Origin of the sequence: Bacteroides rodentium JCM 16496 (assembly GCF_000614125.1) — a bacterium.
GTDB classification, from domain to species: Bacteria; Bacteroidota; Bacteroidia; order Bacteroidales; family Bacteroidaceae; genus Bacteroides; species Bacteroides rodentium.
The window spans coordinates 121,799-139,937 of record NZ_BAKJ01000006.1; the positions used below are offsets into that span (position 1 = coordinate 121,799).

Genomic DNA, 18,139 nt, shown 5'->3' on the forward strand with positions numbered 1-18,139 from the left:
ATGGATAGTTTTCTATTGATTGCTATTAATTTATTGGTTTATAATGTTTTAATGCTTTGGATGAACGAATAAGTTTTCCAAAATGGAATTTATTAACAACTTATTGGGCCGAAAGGTTCTCGGTTCAGTCGAACATGACTTTGCTTTTATCTGCTCGTAAAGATAATAATTGTTCATTTCTTGTTGAAAAGATAGATTTTATTCCGGATATATGATGATAAAAAAAAGTGTGAACTCTTGAATGAATTGTTTGTGGATTACATTATCTTTGCAAAAAAAGAAAGAATGGAAAGCTTGAAACAAAGGAGAACAATCCGAAAATACCAGCAGAAGGATATTTCTGCTGATTTGTTAAATGATTTGCTTAAAACCTCTTTCCGGGCTTCTACAGTCGGAAACATGCAGGTTTATAGTGTGATTGTGACGCGTGATGCAGAGCGTAAAACCAAACTGGCGCCTGCACATTTCAATCAGCCGATGGTTCGGACGGCGCCGGTAGTGCTTACTTTCTGCATAGATTTGCGCCGCTTCAGCAAGTGGTGTGAGCAACGTAAGGCTGAGCCGGGATACAACAACTTTGAGTGGTTTGTGACGGGGGCTGTCGATACCTTGCTGGTGGCACAGACTTTTTGCGTGGCTGCCGAGGAGAAGGGGTTGGGCATTTGCTATCTGGGAACTACCACTTACAACCCTCAGATGATTGTCGAAGCGTTGGAGTTACCGGAATTGGTGTTTCCCATCACGACAGTCACAGTGGGATGGCCTGCCGAACAGCCGGAACAAGTGGACCGTTTGCCGCTGGAGGCCATTGTACACGAAGAGTTTTATCATGATTATACCCCTCAGGACATTGACCGGTTGTATGCCTATAAAGAATCGCTTCCTGAGAACAAGCGGTTCATCTTGGAGAACAATAAGGAAACGCTGGCGCAGGTCTTTACAGATGTACGCTATACGAAGAAAGACAGTGAGGCAATGTCGGAGAATCTTTGGAAGATAATGAAAAAGCAGGGATTCTGAAAATTAGGGATTAAGGATTAGGGATAAAGGATTAAGGATAAGGGGTAAGGGGCTAAGCTAATGTATACTTAGCTGCATTTAATCCTTTATCCTTAATCCTTTATTCTTATCCTTTTTTCAGTGCGGCTTGAATCTCGTCGATTTCCGCACGGAATGATTTGTCTACCTCTTTCAGCTCTTTGATGGTTTTGCATGCATGCAATACGGTGGCATGGTCTTTATGTCCAATTAGCGCACCGATTTTTGCAGTAGAGAAGTCTGTATAGTTTTTGGCTAAATACATGGCTATTTGTCGTGCTTGCACCACTTCCCGCTTTCTGGATTTTGTGTGGATGGTGGCAGTTTCCAATCCGAAATGCTTGCATACGGTGTTGATGATTTCATCGACAGTCACTGCCTTGCTTTCGCTGTTCACCACCTTGCGGACGATACGTTGCGTCAGTTCCAGGTCTATTTCTTTATTGTATATGGTGGAATGTGCCATAATGGAAATGACGATACCCTCCAGGTCACGTACACTGTCGCCCACGTTCTCTGCAATATAGTCAATCACTTCCTGGGGGAATTGCAAGCCGTCGCGGTGTATCTTGTTGCGCAGGATGTTCTTGCGGAGTTCTACGGTAGGTTTCTCCAGCTCAGCTACCATTCCCCATTTAAAACGTGTAATCAGGCGCTCTTCCATGCCCTGCAGCAATACCGGTGCACGGTCGGAGGTGAGGATGAGCTGCTTGCCGTTCTGATGCAGGTGGTTGAAGATATGGAAGAATGTATTCTGCGTTTTGGTTACACCGGCAAATTCTTGAATATCGTCAATGATTAAGACATCAATGGTTTGGTAGAAGTTGATGAAGTCGTTAGTCGTATTGTTGCGCACGGAATCGGTGTATTGCACTTGGAATAGGTGTGCAGATACATACAATACCCTTTTCTCCGGGTATAGTTCCTTGATTTTGGTTCCGATAGCATTGGCAAGGTGGGTTTTGCCTACACCTGATGCTCCGTATAGGAACAGCGGATTGAAGATTGTTTTAGCCGGATTGAGAGCGACAGCTTCTGCAACGCTGCGCGACAGCTTGTTGCTGTAGCCTTCGATGAAGGTTTCAAAGTTGTATTCTGGATTAAGGTGCGGGTCAAGTTCGGGGACGGGAATCTGCGGAATCCTTTTGTCCATCACTTGTTTTTGCGGTATGATGGTGCGCTGTGTAGACTCCAGGTCGACGGTTTTCCGCGAGCTCTTGTCCACCATTACGTTATACATCAATTTAGTTCCCTCACCAATGACCTTATAGAGAGTCTTGCGCAACAAATCAACAAATTTGTCCTCCAAAAACTCATAGAAGAACTGGCTGGGCACTTGTACGACCAGCGTTTTGTCTTCATATTTTAAAGGTATGATGGGAAGAAACCATGTTTTGTATGTCTGCTCCGGAACATTGTCTCTGATGATTTCAAGACAGCGGTTCCACAGCCCGACATGATCTATTTCACTCATAACGGCTATAAATACATTTATTAATTAAGCATAACTTCTACGATTGCAAAATTGGCAATCTTATTCGAGAAAAACAAATCCTTTTTTTCTTGCGTTTTTAGGGAAAGTAATAAGCTCTTTACTTTCAGCTACTTATCGGTTACTATGAGTATACTCCTTATATAAGGTGTATTGCATTTATCTAATGCTTTGTCATATAGTGGTTTATGTAGCTTTGCGTCTCTTGTTTTCCTTCTGTGTCCAGAGCAGGAAAAAGCCCTTTTTCGCTCCTTGTATAGAGCAAATGAGGGCTTTCCTTTTAATTTCTTTATAGGCTTATTATTTAGACAAAATCTATATAACGCCTGTCTTTTACTTATCTTTCTTGCCGAATAGGGAGAAATGGACGTATCGTTTCGGATGCGATTTCAAGTCTTCCAATAAACTTGCTGCGTTGGCAGTGGTGGCGTTCAGATTATTATATAGAGAAGGGTCGTTTAGCAAAAGTCCGACGGTATTGTCTTTCTGGTTCAATTTGTCTGTAATCATTTTTACATTGTTCAAAGTTGCGTCTACCTTTTGCATGGCGGCAGCATAATCTATTTCCTTTAAGTTGTTGGAAATGAGTGCAAAGTTGTCTCCAATGGTATTGAGCTTGCCGGTCAGTTGTGGAATATCATCTTTCATTAGAGTTTGCAACTGGCGGCTTGTGACGGCCATACTTGCTGTTAAATCTTGTACGTTATGCAAGGTTGCAGGGATGGCGGGGTCGGCCAGTATGACATTTAAGGATGCGAGGATGGAATCCAGCTTGGGCAGCATCTTCTCTACTTGCGGCATCATGGTGGCGACTTTTTCCATCATTCCGTTGTTCAGCACGCCGGGGATTGTGTCTCCAATCTGGTATTTCTCCCGTGGGTTATTGGCAAGCAGCAGGTTCATCTTTACGCCGCCAAGCATTTCGGCTGCCAGTTCTGCCGTACTTCCTTTGGGAATGCGCAGCTCTGGGTCAACATCTATTTCGGCAACGACTTTGCCCGGTTGGGTATAGTCGTAGTACAAGTCGCGGACAATACCCACGCGGAAGCCGTCGGCAAAGACCGGGCTGGATTTTGTCAGCCCGTTGACATTCTGGAATTTCACGTAGAAATAGCTGGAGGGCTTGAACATATTTATCCCTTTCAGGTAGTTGATGCCGTATACCAATATGCAAAGTGCAGCTATGCCTGCTATTCCTATTCTAACTTCTTTTGTAATATACTTCATGATGTATCTTTTGTTATTTATTTCTGTTCTTTTTAAATTCGCTGATGGCTGTGTTGACGTTTATCTTTTCTCCATTCTTGAACGCAATGATGAATGCGTCCTTGAATTTGTCCGTAATGCTACGTTTGCTGCGCAGCACCTTGTTGTAATCGGGTGATGCGCCGTACGTATATTTGTAGATTCCGCCTTCTTTATAATAATCCACGTCTTTCAGCTTTCAGCCTTTTGTCATTCTTGGCCAGAGGACGTGAAGAAGTGAGTATCTGTATCTTAAACACGATGCCGCTCTGTTCTGTTTGGGAAACGGCTGCATTTTCTGACCTTTGCGGGCGTTGGGCAGCTTGGTTACTCTCTGCTTGAGGTGCATTTTTCTTTTCCGGTGTCGCTGTAGTTGCGTTGCCTTCTTCTTGAACGGGCTCGGGTACCTCTTCCGGAAGAATGGTATTGCTGCTTCCGTTCAACCGGATTTCCTGTTCGCGCTTGTAGCTGAGGAAAGCACGGAAGATGCCGTTGGCAAGTGAGGTGGTTCCTGTTTCAGTGTTCAGATACCGTTCCTCTTCCGGTGTAGAGATGAATCCGAGTTCCACCAGTATGCTTGGCATGGCACTGGCCTTCAATACCAGAAAACCTGCCTGGTGCACGCCCCGGTCTGTACGTTTGCAGGTCTGGCGGAAATGCTTTTGTACGAGGGAGGCGAGGTGTACACTCTGTGACATGTATTTGTCCTGCATGAATTCGAAGATGATGTAGGACTCTGCCGAGCTGGGATTGAAGCCGGCATACCGCGTCTTGTAGTCGCTTTCGTAGAGGATAACGGCATTTTCGCGCTTGGCTACTTCCAGATTGTCATCCGATTTTGCCAGACCCAGTGTCCAGGTAGAGGCCCCTTTGGTCGTTCGGTTTTTGGCCAGGGCATTGGTATGTATGGAGATGAACAAATCAGCTTTGGCGTTATTGGCAATTTCAGCGCGCCGGTCCAGGGGGATGAATATGTCCCGGTCCCGCGTATAGATAACTTTTACATCAGGGCAGTTCTTCTTGATTTGTTTGCCAAGTTTGAGTGCTACATTCAGGTTGATATTCTTCTCTTTGGAAATTTTTCCCACTGCACCCGGGTCGTGTCCGCCGTGTCCGGGGTCTATAACGACAACAAAGTCTTTCGCTTCAGCGCTGCCACTGCAAAAGGGGGAGATAAGCAGCCCTAAGCATATACTTATATATAATATGTATCGTCTGTATAGTTTCATATAATTGTAGCAAAGACAATGCTTCCTTTTCGCTTGGCAAATGTAGTGGAAATTTATAGAAAACTAATGGTTTATGTTCAGTTTTATTGTTCTTCTTCTCATTTTTAGTGTAATTAATGTCTGTGTTTGGGGTAATTAGTGGCTCAATGTATTGATAATATGCGTAACTTTGCGGCAGATAATTTAAATAGCAAATCAAGTATGCTGGTTCGTTTTATAAAGAACTGGACGTTGCCTTTGGCAATGCTTACCGGTACTTTGGGGTATTTCTTTTTTGCAGACATTCCTTTTGTGGCGCCTGCCAAACCTTATGTGAATGGGGTGGTGGCTTTCCTGACTCCGCTTTTGATTTTTTCCCAACTTCTGCTCACTTTCTGCAAGGTGGAGGTGCATGAACTGAAACCCAAATCGTGGCATGGATGGTTACTGCTGTTCCAGACGGTTTCTTGCCTGCTTGTTGCGGTATTGTTGGTGTGTTGTCCCATGGAGGAGGTCTACCGGGAAGTGTTTGAAGGTGCAATGGTCTGCCTCATTTGTCCCACTGCAACCGCTGCGGCTGTCATTACCGGTAAACTGGGTGGAAGCGCATCCAGCCTGACGACCTATACGTTGTTGTCCAATCTTCTGGCGGCTGTGGCTGTTCCTTTGGTTTTCCCGTTGGTGGAGCCTCATGCTGACATTACTTTTTTTGTTGCATTCCTGAAAATCCTGGGTAAAGTCTTTCCATTGCTGCTTTGTCCTTTCTTGCTGGCATGGTTTCTGCGTGCGTTCGTGCCGAAGGTACATCATTTTCTGTTGGGTTTCCATGATGCAGCCTTCTATTTGTGGGCGGTAGCTCTTGCCATTGTCTCAGGGCAGACGGTACGTTCGTTGGTCAATAGTGATGCACCGGTATTTGTTGAACTGCTGATAGCCCTGGCGGGACTGATAACCTGCTGCGTGCAATTCTATTTGGGAAAGAGAATCGGTGGTCATTATGGTGAGCGCATCAGCGGAGGGCAGGCGCTGGGGCAAAAGAATACGGTGCTTGCCATCTGGATGGCATATACTTATCTTAATCCGTTATCTTCCGTCGGTCCGGGATCGTATGTGCTGTGGCAGAACATCATCAATAGTTATCAACTGTGGAAGAAAAGGAAAAATGAGACGATGTGATGATTTAAGCAACCTCTTCATCTAAACAAGCCGGCATACAGCCGTTATGGGATTTCATTCAACCAGCCTTTTGCCATCCAAAAATTGGTGAGATAAAGCTGGTTGGCTTTGCGTTTCTGTTCCACTTCTACTATATAGCCTCTTTTTTCAAAGAATGGACGGGCTGTCAGGCTTACTTCCGATGTAATCCGCCTGATTCCTGTTGCGGTTGCATACCGTTCTATCTCATTTAGAAGTATCGTGGCAATGCCTTTACCTTGAAAATCTTTATGAACAAACATAGAATGCAGATATCCTTGTTGGGTAATGGATGAAAAGCCGACAATCTGTGACTGTGGATTGGTTGCCACAATAAAATAATGTGTCTCAATCATTTCTTTTATGCGGGAGAGGTCGTTTCCGCACGATGCCCAGTCTGCCACTTCAGCTTCTGAATAGTCACGCTTGTTTATATGGAGGACTGTCTCTTGAAACAAACTCATAAGTTCAAGGGCATCAGACTGTCGGGCAATTCTAATTGCAAAATCTGTATTCATATTCTTAAGTGCTAAAATGTATGATTTTAGATGTTCCATGTTCTGACAGAAAGTCTTTCAATGTATTTACTGTGTTTGCAAAGATAATCTTTTCATTTATAACAAAGTATTCCCAATAAAAGCAAAACTAAAGCGCATGCTGCAAGCACCGCCTTTGCTCTGAATAGATGCTCTTTATCTGATAATTCCTTTTCAGTAGTATTTCTTCGGATTTCTTCTATTTCCTCAATGGTTGCACCGGCTCTCTTCGGACCTTTTCTTTCTACAAGGTATTTGTAGTGCTCCCGCATCCGTCCTCTGCTCAACTTGCGGAGAGCGCGGTTCTCTTTATCCCTTTGTAGCATGTCATTTACGCAGCCTAATGTTCCCATAAACAGATTTTTGACACATTTCCGTGTACTAAGATACGGCATTTCTGCCGCTTTAGCAAGCGATTCTGTGTTTTTTGGCTTGATTCCACTATCTTTTCTTGGAAGAAACTAATGATTGGGAGATGTCGATGCAGGCTTGTATGTTGGTTTCTGCTTGTTGGAACAATAGTTTCTGACTGTTGAAACTGATAGTTTTACTTGTTGAAACCAATTGTTTTGTACGTTGAAACTAATTGTCTTCCTCACTAAAACTAATAGTCTTCCTTGCTGAAACTTTTGGTTTCAATGGATAAAACTAAAAGTTTCATGCTGAAAACTAAGTATATAGCATTATCAGGAGGCAGATGAGATAAGTACGCCGGATGTCACTTTTATCATAGCGTGATAGATGATTTTGAAAAACAAACTTTATAGAGAGAGGATGAGATGGGCTCCTTTTATTCTGTTTTGCCGGACGGCATCAACAGTTCTTCTTCATTGTAGCGCGGTCGGTCCTTCACCTCAATGTATATTTTGCCGATGTATTCGCCTACAATCCCCAGCGACACAAGTATCACACCTCCTACCAGCCAGACGGAAATCATCAGTGATGACCATCCGGGGACGGTGTTGTGCTGTGTGTAAGAGTGAAGTGTCCATCCGGTGACACACAGTGCCACAAGAATAAAGATGCAGCCTATCCAAAAAATCATACGGACCGGTTTGACGGAAAAGGAAGTGATACCGTCGATGGCAAAATTAAGCATCTTCCGGAAAGGATACTTTGATTCTCCGGCAAAACGCTTGTCGCGGTTGTAGTACACGCTGTCCGTCTGGTAGCCGATGAGGGGAACCAGTCCCCGAAGAAAAAGGTTGCGCTCGCGGAAGCGGCATAGGTGTTGTACAGCCCGCTGGCTCATCAGGCGGTAGTCGGCATGGTTGTAGACGGATTTTACCCCCATTGCCTTCATCAGCCGATAAAAGACCAAAGCGGTGTTGCGTTTGAAGAAAGTGTCGGTCTTCCGTTCTTTACGTACGCCATAAACGATGTCATTGCCCGCCTTGTAGCTGTTTACCATGTCCGGAATCACCTGGATGTCGTCTTGCAGGTCTGCATCAATGGAAATGGCTATCTCGCAACGGTCTTTCACTGCATTGAGTCCTGCCAGCAAGGCATTCTGGTGTCCTACGTTTCCTGCCAGGTTCAGTCCGCAGGCATAGGCCGTATGCTGGTGCAGTTCTTTGATGATGGCCCATGTCCGGTCGGTGCTTCCGTCGTTTACATACAGTATATAGCTTTCCGGGGAAATCTGCCGGGCTTGTATCAGCCGGTCGAATAATTGGCTCAATCGTTTATGGGTTTCATGCAGCACTGCCTCCTCTTTGTAGCAAGGTACGACAACGGCGAGTATGGGAGAGTTTTCCATCATAGAACAAATCTTTTTGCAATATTCGTAAGAAATCGGGAGAAAACCAAATTATCACTCTTTTCTTTTGAAAACGAAGCGTACGAGCAGGAAGTTGACCGGGATGGCGATGGCGAAAACCGGAATGGGTGCCAAAGGCTTGGGCAGTCCCATCCAGAGGAAGGTGTTTAGTAACCCCATGTGTAATAAATAGTTGAGCAGATGCGCCCCGCCAAATCCGAAGGCTTTTCTCCATGAGGGCTTTCGGGCGAAGGTGAAGTAGGCGGTCAGATAGAAATTGGCGATGAAGCTGAGGGCATACCCCAGTGTGTAGGCTATGTTTACGTTGATAACCCGTTGTAATACGAAATACAATCCGTAGTGCAGGCTGTGGCAAAGACGCCCACCATTACGAAGCGTACAAATTCCGGTAGTTGTTTTATTCTCATCATTTACTTGATTTTTGCTTGTTGGCTGAATTAAGAAACAGGTGATGGGATTCTTCTGTCTCCTACCAGCTCCCTATCTGCTCCCTACCAGCTCCCTGTCTGCTCCCACTGTATAGAGACGGAGAAGATAGGGGGACGACAGAGGTAAGGCAGGGAAGCAACCGGCTGTTTCTAGCTTTCATACTACTATTCGGATGGCAAAGTTAGGCATAGTTTCATTATTATTTGTATTTTTGCGCCCAGAAAACATAAAAACAGATAAGGTATGTCGGACAGAAAGAAGGCGTTCTGGTTTATTGCGCTGCTGAGTGTGCTTGTGGTTGTTCCTTTTTTGGGAGAAACCATTTTTTATTCCAAGGGAGAACCGCGGGAGGCGATTGTTGCCCTTTCTATGCTGGAAAGTGAAAACTGGATACTTCCGGTGAACTATGGTACTGATATTGCTTATAAACCCCCTTTCTTCTACTGGTCGATAGCTGCCGTCTCTTCCCTTTTTGGAGAGGTGACGGAGTTTTCTGCCCGTTTCCCGTCTGCACTCGCCTTTGTGGCCATGCAGTTGGTGTTCTTTGCCTTTGTGGCAAAACGTAAAAACGTCCGGACGGCATTTCTGGCTTCTATCCTTCTTTTGTCTTCTTTCGAGGTGCACCGGGCGGCTGTGGCTTGCCGGGTCGATATGGTTCAGGTTGCCTTTATCGTTATTTCCCTTTGCCTGCTGTTCCGCTGGGACGAGAAGGGATGCCGCGGAGTGCCCTGGCTTGCGGTGTTGCTGATGGGATGTGCCACGCTGACCAAAGGGCCGGTAGGCTTCCTGTTCCCTTGCGCATGTATCGGTGTGTATCAGTTGTTGCGCGGACGTTCTTTCTGGAAAGCGTTTTTCTCGCTGGCAGGTATCGGCTTGCTTTCTTTTGTTCCTTATTTTGCTTGGGTATACGTAGCTTACAGACAAGGCGGACAACCGTTCCTCGATTTGGTTCTGGAGGAGAATACCGGGCGGTTTATGGGCAAAATGTCCTACGAGTCCCACGAAAATCCTATATGGTATAATTTCCTGACTTTGATTTGGGGATGGATTCCCTGGACGCTGGTTCTGGTAATTTCCTTGTTTGGCTTGAAGTGGAAAAACATGCGCTGCCTGCCGGAAGGGGAGACCCTGCTGTTGCGGTTGAAGAAGGGCTGGACTGCTTTCCGCAACCAGTCTCCGCTACAATTGTTCATGTGGCTGGTCATTCTGATAATCTTTGTCTTCTACTGCATCCCCAAGAGTAAGCGGAGCGTTTATCTGCTTCCCATCTATCCGTTTATGGCAGTGCTGATAGCCGAGTATCTGTTGGCTTTGGTACAAAAGGGGGCCCGGGTTTTCAGGATTTGTGCCGTCGTCTTTGCTTCTTTAGGCTTGTTGCTTACGCTTGTTTTTGTCGTAGTTCGTCTCGGCCTGGTTCCCGACAGCATTTTTGGAAGCGGGCGCCATGCCGCCGAGAATGTAGCCTTTATGTATGCGTTGGAGAATGTGGCTTTGTCTGTTCCCAAGTGGCTCTTGGTGGCGCTTCCCGTAGTAGCCGCTGTCTGCACGTTACGCATGGTGGCGAAGCGTGCGGATAGCCGGTCATTATTATATGGTATAGCAGGATGTATGCTTTGTCTTTTCGTATCATTGGATTCGGTTTATCAGCCTACGGTGCTGGCTGTGAAATCAGACAGACATCTGGCTGAAAGGGTCAATACGTATGTTCCGGAAGGTGTGGTTTATTCTTACTCAAAAATGAGCTTCTATGGTGTCAACTTCTATCTGAAGGACCGCATGCGGCACATTGAAAAGGAACGTCCGTCTGACGGGGAGGGGTATTTGTTGGTTCCCGTAAAGGAGGAGGAGAATATGTTGGGAGAGCTGGGACAGACATATCATCTGGAAAAGATATTCCGTACAGACAGACGCAGTTGTGATATGCGTAATGAAGTTTGCATGTATAAATTCAGGGCGTTTGACAATTGATAATTGATAACTCATAACTCATAGTTTAAAATGAATCCGATAGATATCATTAACAAATATTATCCGGAAGAGAATGAATTGCGGCATATACTGTTGACGCACAGCCGTTCCGTAGCCGACAAGTCGTTATGGATTGCCGACCGCCATCCGGAGCTTTCATTGGATAAGGATTTTCTGTACGAGGCTGCCATGCTGCACGATATAGGCATTTTTCTTACCGATGCGGCAGGTATCCATTGTTTTGGCGACAAGCCTTATATCTGTCACGGTTATTTGGGGGCCGACTTGATGCGCGGCGAGGGCTATCCCCGCCATGCTTTGGTTTGTGAACGCCATACGGGTGCCGGACTTTCATTGAAGGAAATCATTGCGCAGGATTTGCCCGTGCCGCATCGCGAAATGGTTCCGGTCAGCCTGGAAGAACAAGTTATCTGTTTTGCCGATAAGTTTTATTCGAAGACTCATTTGGAAAAGGAGAAAAGTGTAGAAAAGGCCCGTAAAAGTTTGGAACGTTATGGTGAAGAAGGGGTACGGCGCTTTGATAATTGGTGCGAACTCTTCTTGTAGCAATCTAAATTTCTTTAAAAAGGGAGATTATCCGTATAAATTGCGTACTTTTGCCCCTCCAAGCGTAAACTATTAGTTAATGACGCCATTGAAAGCAAATACATTCATATCATTCATACTACTATTCGTCTTGCTTCTTCTCTCCGGTGGGGCTGCTTCTCAGCGCCGTAGAGGGAAGGTCACGCCTCCGGATATTCAGCGGACAGACACGTTGCAGGGTGGTGACGCGCTGCAGGTAGGGGATAGTCTGCAGATGGGAGACTCCCTGCGAGGGGGAAAGGGGCTTCCTGCCGATTCGTTGCAACAAGATACGGTAGCGGCTGCACCTCCCAAGAAGGATGCGCTGGACGCTCCCGTAGCCTACGAGGCCAATGACTCCATTGTATTTACGCAGAGTGGCTTTGCCCACCTTTACGGCCAGGGAAAGGTGAGCTATCCGGGTGCTGACCTGGAGGCTGATGTCATCTCCATGGATATGGACAACAGTACGGTTTTTGCCCGTGGCGTAGTAGATTCTGTAGGAACAGCCAAGGGACGTCCGGTCTTCAAAGACGGGGACACCTCCTACGAAACCGATACTATCCGCTATAACTTCAAGAGTAAAAGAGGTCTTATCAGCAATGTTGTCAGCCAGCAGGGCGAGGGATACGTGACCGGTAATAATGCCAAGAAAGGGAATAATGATGAACTCTATATGCGGAGCGGTCGTTACACGACTTGTGACCATCACGACCACCCCCACTTTTATATGCAGATGACATACGCCAAGGTACGTCCCAAAAAGAATGTGGTGACGGGGCCTGCCTATCTGGTAGTAGAGGATGTGCCGCTTCCGCTTGCCGTCCCGTTTTTCTTTTTCCCGTTCTCCAGCAGCTACCAGTCCGGTTTCCTGATGCCTACTTATATGGATGACTCCAATCGCGGCTTCGGTCTGACGGACGGTGGATATTACTTTGCCATCAGTGACCAAATGGACTTGAAGCTGAGGGCGGACATCTTTACGAAAGGTTCCTGGGCGCTGAATATGGAGTCGAACTATGTGAAGCGTTACAAATATTCCGGTTTGCTGCAGGCAAGCTATCAGGTGACCAAGACCGGTGACAAAGGCTTGCCCGACTACTCGGTTGCCAAAGACTTCAAGGTGGTGTGGTCTCACCGGCAGGACCCGAAAGCGAGCCCGAACTCCACATTCTCTGCCAGTGTGAACTTTGCTACCAGTAGTTATGAGCGTACCAATATCGGCAATATGTACAACTCTCAGGCAATGTCGCAGAATACCAAGACCTCCAGTGTCAGCTATTCGCGTAACTTTCCCGACCAGCATCTGAGCATCTCCGCTTCAGGTAATATTGCCCAGACCATGCGTGACTCCTCTATCGCGGTGACCTTGCCGGACATGACCATTTCCTTGAGTACCATTTTCCCTTTCAAGCGTAAACATGCAGTGGGAGACGAGAAGTGGTATGAGAAGATTTCCGTTCGCTATACCGGTCGTGTGAAGAACAGCATCAAGACGAAGGACAATCTGTTGTTCAAGAAGAACCTGATACGCGATTGGGAGAACGGTATGCAGCATGAGATTCCTGTGAGCGCCACGTTTACTTTGTTCAAGTTCTTCAATGTGACGCCTACCGTAAACTATACGGAGCGTTGGTACACCCGCAAGGTGAAGAAGGATTGGGACGATGAGCAAGGCAAGGAGGTGAATGATACGACCTACGGCTTTCACCGTGTATACGATTACAGTGCCAGTCTGGGTATCAATACCAAAGTTTATGGTATGTACAAGCCGCTGTTCATGAAGAAGAAGGAGATACAGATACGTCACGTCATCACTCCCTCCATCAGTTTCAGCGCTGCGCCCGATTTCACTTCGTCCCGTTTTGGCTATTATGACTCTTATATAAAAGAACAGAACGGTATTCGCGATACCGTGCAGTATTCCTATTATGCCGGTCAGGTGTTCAGTCCGCCAAGTGGAGGAAAGCAGGGGCTTATCAGTTTCAATATCTCCAACAACCTTGAAATGAAGTTCAAGGATAAGAACGACTCTATCCGCAAGGTGAGCTTGATTGATGAGTTGGGAATGGGAATCAGTTATAATACAGCTGCCACTACCCGACCTTGGAGTGACTTGAGCTTCAACCTCCGTCTGAAGTTGAGCAAGAGTTATACGTTGAGTATGAGCTCCACCTTTGCTACCTATGCCTACGAGTTTGACGAGAGCGGAAGGGTGGTGACCGGTAACCGTACGGAATGGTCATATGGTCGTTTTGGCCGTTGGTCTGGATATGGTACATCCTTCAGTTGGACCGTGAACAATGATTCGTGGAAAAAAATAAGGAACTTCTTCACCGGTCAGAAGGATGACGAGGGGCAGGACCAGAATGCCTCGACGGAAGAAGACGGCGGCATGGAGGGCGAAACTACCGAGGACGGCACTCCGAAGAAGAAGAAAGAAAAGGCTACTGCCGATGCTGACGGTTATCAGGTATTCAAGATGCCTTGGTCAATCAATTTCAGTACCGGTTTCAATATTACGGAAGACACCAGTAAGCCCATTAATCGTAAGAACATGCGCTATCCGTACAAATTCAGCCTGAACTCCCTTAATATAAACGGTAACGTCAAGCTTACCAACAAATGGGCTGTCAGCTTCAATTCCGGTTATGACTTCAATGTGAAGGAGATAACGCAGACCGCTTTCAACATCACACGTGACCTGCACTGTTTCAGCATGACGGCTGCCATATCGCCTTTCGGACGTTGGAAATACTATAACTTTACCATTCGTGCCAATGCCAGCATCCTGCAGGACTTGAAATGGGAACAGAGAAGCCAGACTCAGAGCAATATTCAGTGGTATTGATGTTTACCAAATTATTTCCGTCTCTCCGTGTTCCCGCAAATACTCGTTTGTTTTGCTGAAATGCTTGTTCCCGAAGAAACCGTTATAGGCGGATAGGGGAGATGGATGTGCCGAGGTAAGTACCAAATGCCGGCTACGGTCGATGAATGCCCCTTTGCGTTGGGCGTAGGCTCCCCAAAGAATAAATACAAGATGCTCTTTTTCTTCGGCGAGAATGCGGATGGCCGCATCTGTAAATGTTTCCCAACCGCGGTTTTGGTGAGAACCGGCTTGGTGTGCACGTACGGTGAGGGTAGCATTGAGCAGCAATATGCCTTGTTCTGCCCATCGTGTCAGATTGCCGGTAGTGGGGGCATCAGTGCCAATGTCATTTTTTATTTCCTTGAAGATATTGAGCAGGGAAGGAGGGAAGGGAACACCGTCATTTACGGAGAAACAAAGTCCGTGTGCTTGTCCCGGACCATGATAGGGGTCTTGACCGATTATCACGACTTTTACTTTGTCAAAAGGACATAGGTTGAATGCATTGAATATCAGCTTTCCCGGAGGATATATTGCATATTTTCCATATTCGTCCCGTACAAAATCAGTCAATGTACGGAAATAATCTTTCTCAAATTCAGGTTGCAGATGTGCTTTCCAGCTTTCTTCTATTTGAACATTCATAATTGGTGGTGTTAGTTGCCTGCGAAGATACGAATATTTAATTACTATTTCACCACAGAGGACACAGAGTTCCGCAGAGTTTTTTTGAATTTGCAATTCATTATTCAAGAAAACTCTGTGTCCTCTGTGGTGAAATATTTTTTTTAAATCAGATGTATATCGTGTTTCTTGCACTCCATTCGCATCTCTTCCGGCCAGATACTGGCTTGTATCTCACCGATATGCGCCTTGCGCAGATAGAACATACAGAGGCGGGACTGTCCTATACCGCCACCGATGGAAAGCGGCAGTGTATCATTCATCAAGCGTTTGTGGAAGTAAAGTTCCAGACGGTCCTCTTCGCCTTCCTCTTTGAGCTGGCGAAGCAGGGCTTCCTTGTCTACGCGGATACCCATGGAGGAAAGTTCGATGCTGCGTTGCAGGATGTGGTCCCATAGCAAGAGGTCACCGTTCAGTCCGGGGAGGTCGTTCAGCCTTTGCTGGTATAGTCATCGTAGTCCGGGGCGCGTCCGTCGTGCTTCTTGCCGTCGCTCAGCTTGCATCCGATACCGATGATGAACACCGCACCGTATTTCTTGCAAATGGCATGTTCACGGCATTTGGGTTCCAAGTCCGGATACAGTTGGCGCAATTCTTCGGCATGGATGAAGTGAAGTTTCTGGGGCAGGCAAGGCTTGATTTGCGGATACATCTCATATACCATATATTCTGTGCGCACCATGGCTGCATAGATGCGGGTTACTATCTCCTTGAGGAACTCCACATTGCGGTCTTCGGCAGTAATGACACGTTCCCAGTCCCACTGGTCTACATAAAGGGAATGCAGGTTGCCCAGCTCCTCATCGGCACGGATGGCATTCATGTCTGTGTAGATGCCATATCCCGGTTCTATATGGTATTCGGCAAGCGTGAGCCGTTTCCATTTGGCGAGGGAGTGCACTACTTCAGCCTTGGCGTCGCCCAAATCTTTGATAGGGAAAGTCACGGCACGTTCCACTCCATTGAGGTCGTCATTGATACCCATTCCTTTCAATACGAACAGTGGAGCTGTCACACGTCGCAGGCGCAGTTCGGAAGAGAGGTTCAATTGGAAGAACTCTTTAATTTGTTTAATTCCTAATTCAGTCTGTTTTAGGTCCAATAAAGGTTTGTAACCTTCAGGTGTTATCAGGTAGCTCATAAATCTATTCAGTATAACTTCTGTTAAATTGCTTGGCAAAGATAGGAATAATATTGATACTTGCTCCTATTTTATGGAGAAAAAGAACAAAATGTTTGTGTAATTGCGGTTAGTCTTCTCAAAGTAATAATGAAAATATTCCCCGTTTTGATATAAAAAGCGTTTGAATGTTAGGAGTCTGCAGATTTTTTTATATTTTTGCACTCGCATTTGGCTCCGTAGCTTAGTGAATAGAGCGTCAGATTCCGGTTCTGAAGGTCGTGCGTTTGAATCGCACCGGGGTCACAAAGAAAGGAACTCTCTTTGCATGAATACTTTGCAAAGGGAGTTCCTTTCTTATACAATACAATTCTAATGGCAGGACCAAAGAAAAATGGCTATGAAAATATTAAATCAGTTTATCGATGATTTTGTAGGTGTTTTCTAATATCGGTTTATGGACACCTTTCAATATTTTAAAGAAAGGAAGAAAAGTAAATATTGGGGAGACGGATTTGAGGAATGGGTTGTGAAGAACTCCAATATTAGTAAAGATGGTTATTCGGACCAGAGTGACAAGAAAATATTTTGGCGGCTTTTAGATTGGAGAGGTGATAAATACATTGAGGGTTATAGACCTCTGTCTTCATCGTTGCCGGATTTGTTGATGGAATGTTGAATATTGACCTAACCCGGGGATATTGGTACGGGAAAATGGACGTCAGGAGGTTTGCCCTTACCAATATTTCTCAATTCTTTTGTAACCGAAAACCAGACTGCGCTCATCCTCGATACCTTGTAGTCGACTGCAGATGATTTGTGCTCCGATCATGCTGAAAGTGATACCGTTTCCACCATATCCCAGGTCGAAAAATATTCGCTCTTTGCCTGGCCAGTTTCCGATGAAAGGCAATCCGTCTTTGGTAGTGCTGAATGTGCCGCACCATGCCATTTCTGTTTTGAAAGGGATATCGGGTAGCAGTTTTCTGAATTTGTTCTCCAGAATGCTGACTTTCTTTCTGAGTAGTGAATCACGGCGCTGCGGAGCACTGAACTTTTCGTCTTCACCACCTATGATAATCCGGTTTCCGTTGGTGGTGCGGATATATAGATAAGGGTCGGTCGTTTCCCAAATCAGGCAACGTGTCGGCCATAGCTGTTCCGGAGCTACCGGATGTGATATGAGTGCATAGGTAGAAGTCAAATCCATGATTTTCTGCGGAAGAAATTGTCTGGCTTCAAATCCTGCGGCTACGATTATATATCCGCATTTAATTTTATGTCCTTTGTCTGTTGTCATGATACAGCCATCAGGCATTTCCTTGTATTCCTTTATATCGGTGTGGGTGAAAACACTCAGTCCCTTTTCCTTTATATTGTGTATCAGCAATCCGGTGGCGGCTCTATAGGCATCCATCTGTGCGGCGGCTTCGTTTACCAGAGCATTACCGGGTACTTTTACATGATATTGTTCTGCGACTTCGTTCTTCTTGAGCAGGCTGATTGGTAATTTATGCTTTTTCCGTATTTCATATTCTTGTTTCAGCAACTTGTTGTCTGCCTGACTACTGGCGTAAAAGAGGCTGGGCCGTTGCTCGTAGTCGGCACTGACCCCGGTTTCTTCTAATTCTTTTTTAATATCGGCAATGGACTGCAGACATGCTTGGTAAGCTGTCACAGCATTCTTCTCGCCGATGATTTTTGCCATCCGGCAGAGGGGAACATCTATTTCATATTGCAGCAAGGCGGTACTCGCCGCAGAACTTCCGGTTGCAATGCTGCGTTTGTCAATCACGCAGCATTCTATTCCGGCACGACACAATTCGTGTGCCATCAACGCTCCCGTTATACCGGAACCTATAATGACGACATCTGTTGACAAATCATCCTCCAAAGGGTGGAAATAGTCCAATAAGGAGTTCTTGATGATCCAATAGGGTAATCCTGAATGTAAGTCCATAATATTGTCTTGTTGATTTTCCCCTCTC

12 protein-coding genes, 1 tRNA gene and 4 pseudogenes are annotated in these 18,139 nt (G+C 45.9%); 7 read left to right on the forward strand and 10 right to left on the reverse strand.

Translation table 11 applies throughout. The annotated features are described in order from the left end of the window. The first annotated feature begins 285 nt into the window (after nt 1-285). Nucleotides 286-1,020 (forward strand): NADPH-dependent oxidoreductase, encoded by a 735-nt coding sequence (locus tag JCM16496_RS04315; RefSeq protein WP_128809446.1) that lies wholly within the window; start codon nt 286-288, stop codon nt 1,018-1,020. Between the two features lie 106 nt (nt 1,021-1,126). Here the strand turns inward: JCM16496_RS04315 and dnaA are convergent, their stop codons facing one another. The 3 genes and pseudogenes from dnaA to JCM16496_RS04330 all read right to left on the reverse strand — a co-directional run bounded on the left by dnaA (nt 1,127) and on the right by JCM16496_RS04330 (nt 5,004). Then, nucleotides 1,127-2,512 (reverse strand): chromosomal replication initiator protein DnaA, encoded by a 1,386-nt coding sequence (gene dnaA / locus JCM16496_RS04320; protein WP_025832539.1) that lies wholly within the window; start codon nt 2,510-2,512, stop codon nt 1,127-1,129. Nucleotides 2,513-2,863: 351 nt separating this feature from the next. Next, nucleotides 2,864-3,757, reverse strand: coding sequence for an MlaD family protein (locus tag JCM16496_RS04325; protein ID WP_005827282.1), 894 nt, complete (start codon nt 3,755-3,757; stop codon nt 2,864-2,866). 13 nt (nt 3,758-3,770) lie between these two features. Next, nucleotides 3,771-5,004: pseudogene (locus tag JCM16496_RS04330) on the reverse strand (N-acetylmuramoyl-L-alanine amidase family protein). 201 nt (nt 5,005-5,205) lie between these two features. Here JCM16496_RS04330 and JCM16496_RS04335 point away from each other — a divergent pair. Next, on the forward strand, nt 5,206-6,159 hold the full coding sequence (locus tag JCM16496_RS04335) for a transporter (RefSeq protein ID WP_025832544.1): 954 nt from the start codon (nt 5,206-5,208) through the stop codon (nt 6,157-6,159). Nucleotides 6,160-6,203: 44 nt separating this feature from the next. Here JCM16496_RS04335 and JCM16496_RS04340 read toward each other — a convergent pair whose 3' ends face one another. The 4 genes and pseudogenes from JCM16496_RS04340 to JCM16496_RS04355 all read right to left on the reverse strand — a co-directional run bounded on the left by JCM16496_RS04340 (nt 6,204) and on the right by JCM16496_RS04355 (nt 8,903). After that, nucleotides 6,204-6,695, reverse strand: coding sequence for a GNAT family N-acetyltransferase (locus tag JCM16496_RS04340; protein ID WP_025832546.1), 492 nt, complete (start codon nt 6,693-6,695; stop codon nt 6,204-6,206). A gap of 92 nt (nt 6,696-6,787) precedes the next feature. Continuing rightward, nucleotides 6,788-7,066, reverse strand: a complete 279-nt coding sequence (locus tag JCM16496_RS04345; protein WP_128809447.1) for a hypothetical protein — start codon at nt 7,064-7,066, stop codon at nt 6,788-6,790. A gap of 437 nt (nt 7,067-7,503) precedes the next feature. After that, complete coding sequence (locus JCM16496_RS04350) at nt 7,504-8,475, reverse strand: glycosyltransferase family 2 protein (RefSeq protein WP_025832547.1); 972 nt, start codon at nt 8,473-8,475, stop codon at nt 7,504-7,506. 51 nt (nt 8,476-8,526) lie between these two features. Continuing rightward, nucleotides 8,527-8,903 (reverse strand): annotated as a pseudogene (locus tag JCM16496_RS04355) (GtrA family protein). A 262-nt stretch (nt 8,904-9,165) separates the two neighbouring features. Between JCM16496_RS04355 and JCM16496_RS04360 the strand changes: the two are divergent. The 3 genes from JCM16496_RS04360 to JCM16496_RS04370 all read left to right on the forward strand — a co-directional run bounded on the left by JCM16496_RS04360 (nt 9,166) and on the right by JCM16496_RS04370 (nt 14,326). After that, a complete protein-coding gene (locus tag JCM16496_RS04360; RefSeq protein WP_025832548.1) occupies nt 9,166-10,890 on the forward strand; it encodes an ArnT family glycosyltransferase in 1,725 nt (574 codons plus the stop codon). 30 nt (nt 10,891-10,920) lie between these two features. Further along, nucleotides 10,921-11,457, forward strand: a complete 537-nt coding sequence (locus JCM16496_RS04365) for an HD domain-containing protein (RefSeq protein WP_025832549.1) — start codon at nt 10,921-10,923, stop codon at nt 11,455-11,457. Nucleotides 11,458-11,536: 79 nt separating this feature from the next. After that, the gene (locus JCM16496_RS04370; RefSeq protein WP_025832552.1) at nt 11,537-14,326 is read left to right on the forward strand and encodes a putative LPS assembly protein LptD; all 2,790 of its coding nucleotides are present in this window, start codon (nt 11,537-11,539) and stop codon (nt 14,324-14,326) included. Between the two features lie 3 nt (nt 14,327-14,329). On the opposite strand, the gene ung is transcribed toward JCM16496_RS04370, so the two are convergent. Together ung and asnA are read right to left on the reverse strand one after the other, a co-directional pair. Beyond that, nucleotides 14,330-14,992 carry a uracil-DNA glycosylase gene (ung, locus tag JCM16496_RS04375; RefSeq protein WP_005827240.1) on the reverse strand — a complete coding sequence of 221 codons (663 nt, stop codon included), beginning with the start codon at nt 14,990-14,992 and terminating at the stop codon, nt 14,330-14,332. Between the two features lie 143 nt (nt 14,993-15,135). Further along, nucleotides 15,136-16,172, reverse strand: a pseudogene (asnA, locus tag JCM16496_RS04380) (aspartate--ammonia ligase). Between the two features lie 212 nt (nt 16,173-16,384). Here asnA and JCM16496_RS04385 point away from each other — a divergent pair. Further along, a tRNA-Arg gene (locus JCM16496_RS04385) sits at nt 16,385-16,457 on the forward strand. A gap of 151 nt (nt 16,458-16,608) precedes the next feature. Next, a pseudogene (locus tag JCM16496_RS24865) lies at nt 16,609-16,827 on the forward strand (hypothetical protein); the annotation flags it as partial. Nucleotides 16,828-16,887: 60 nt separating this feature from the next. Here JCM16496_RS24865 and JCM16496_RS04395 read toward each other — a convergent pair. Further along, the gene (locus JCM16496_RS04395; protein WP_025832554.1) at nt 16,888-18,111 is read right to left on the reverse strand and encodes an NAD(P)/FAD-dependent oxidoreductase; all 1,224 of its coding nucleotides are present in this window, start codon (nt 18,109-18,111) and stop codon (nt 16,888-16,890) included. Nucleotides 18,112-18,139 lie beyond the last annotated feature (28 nt).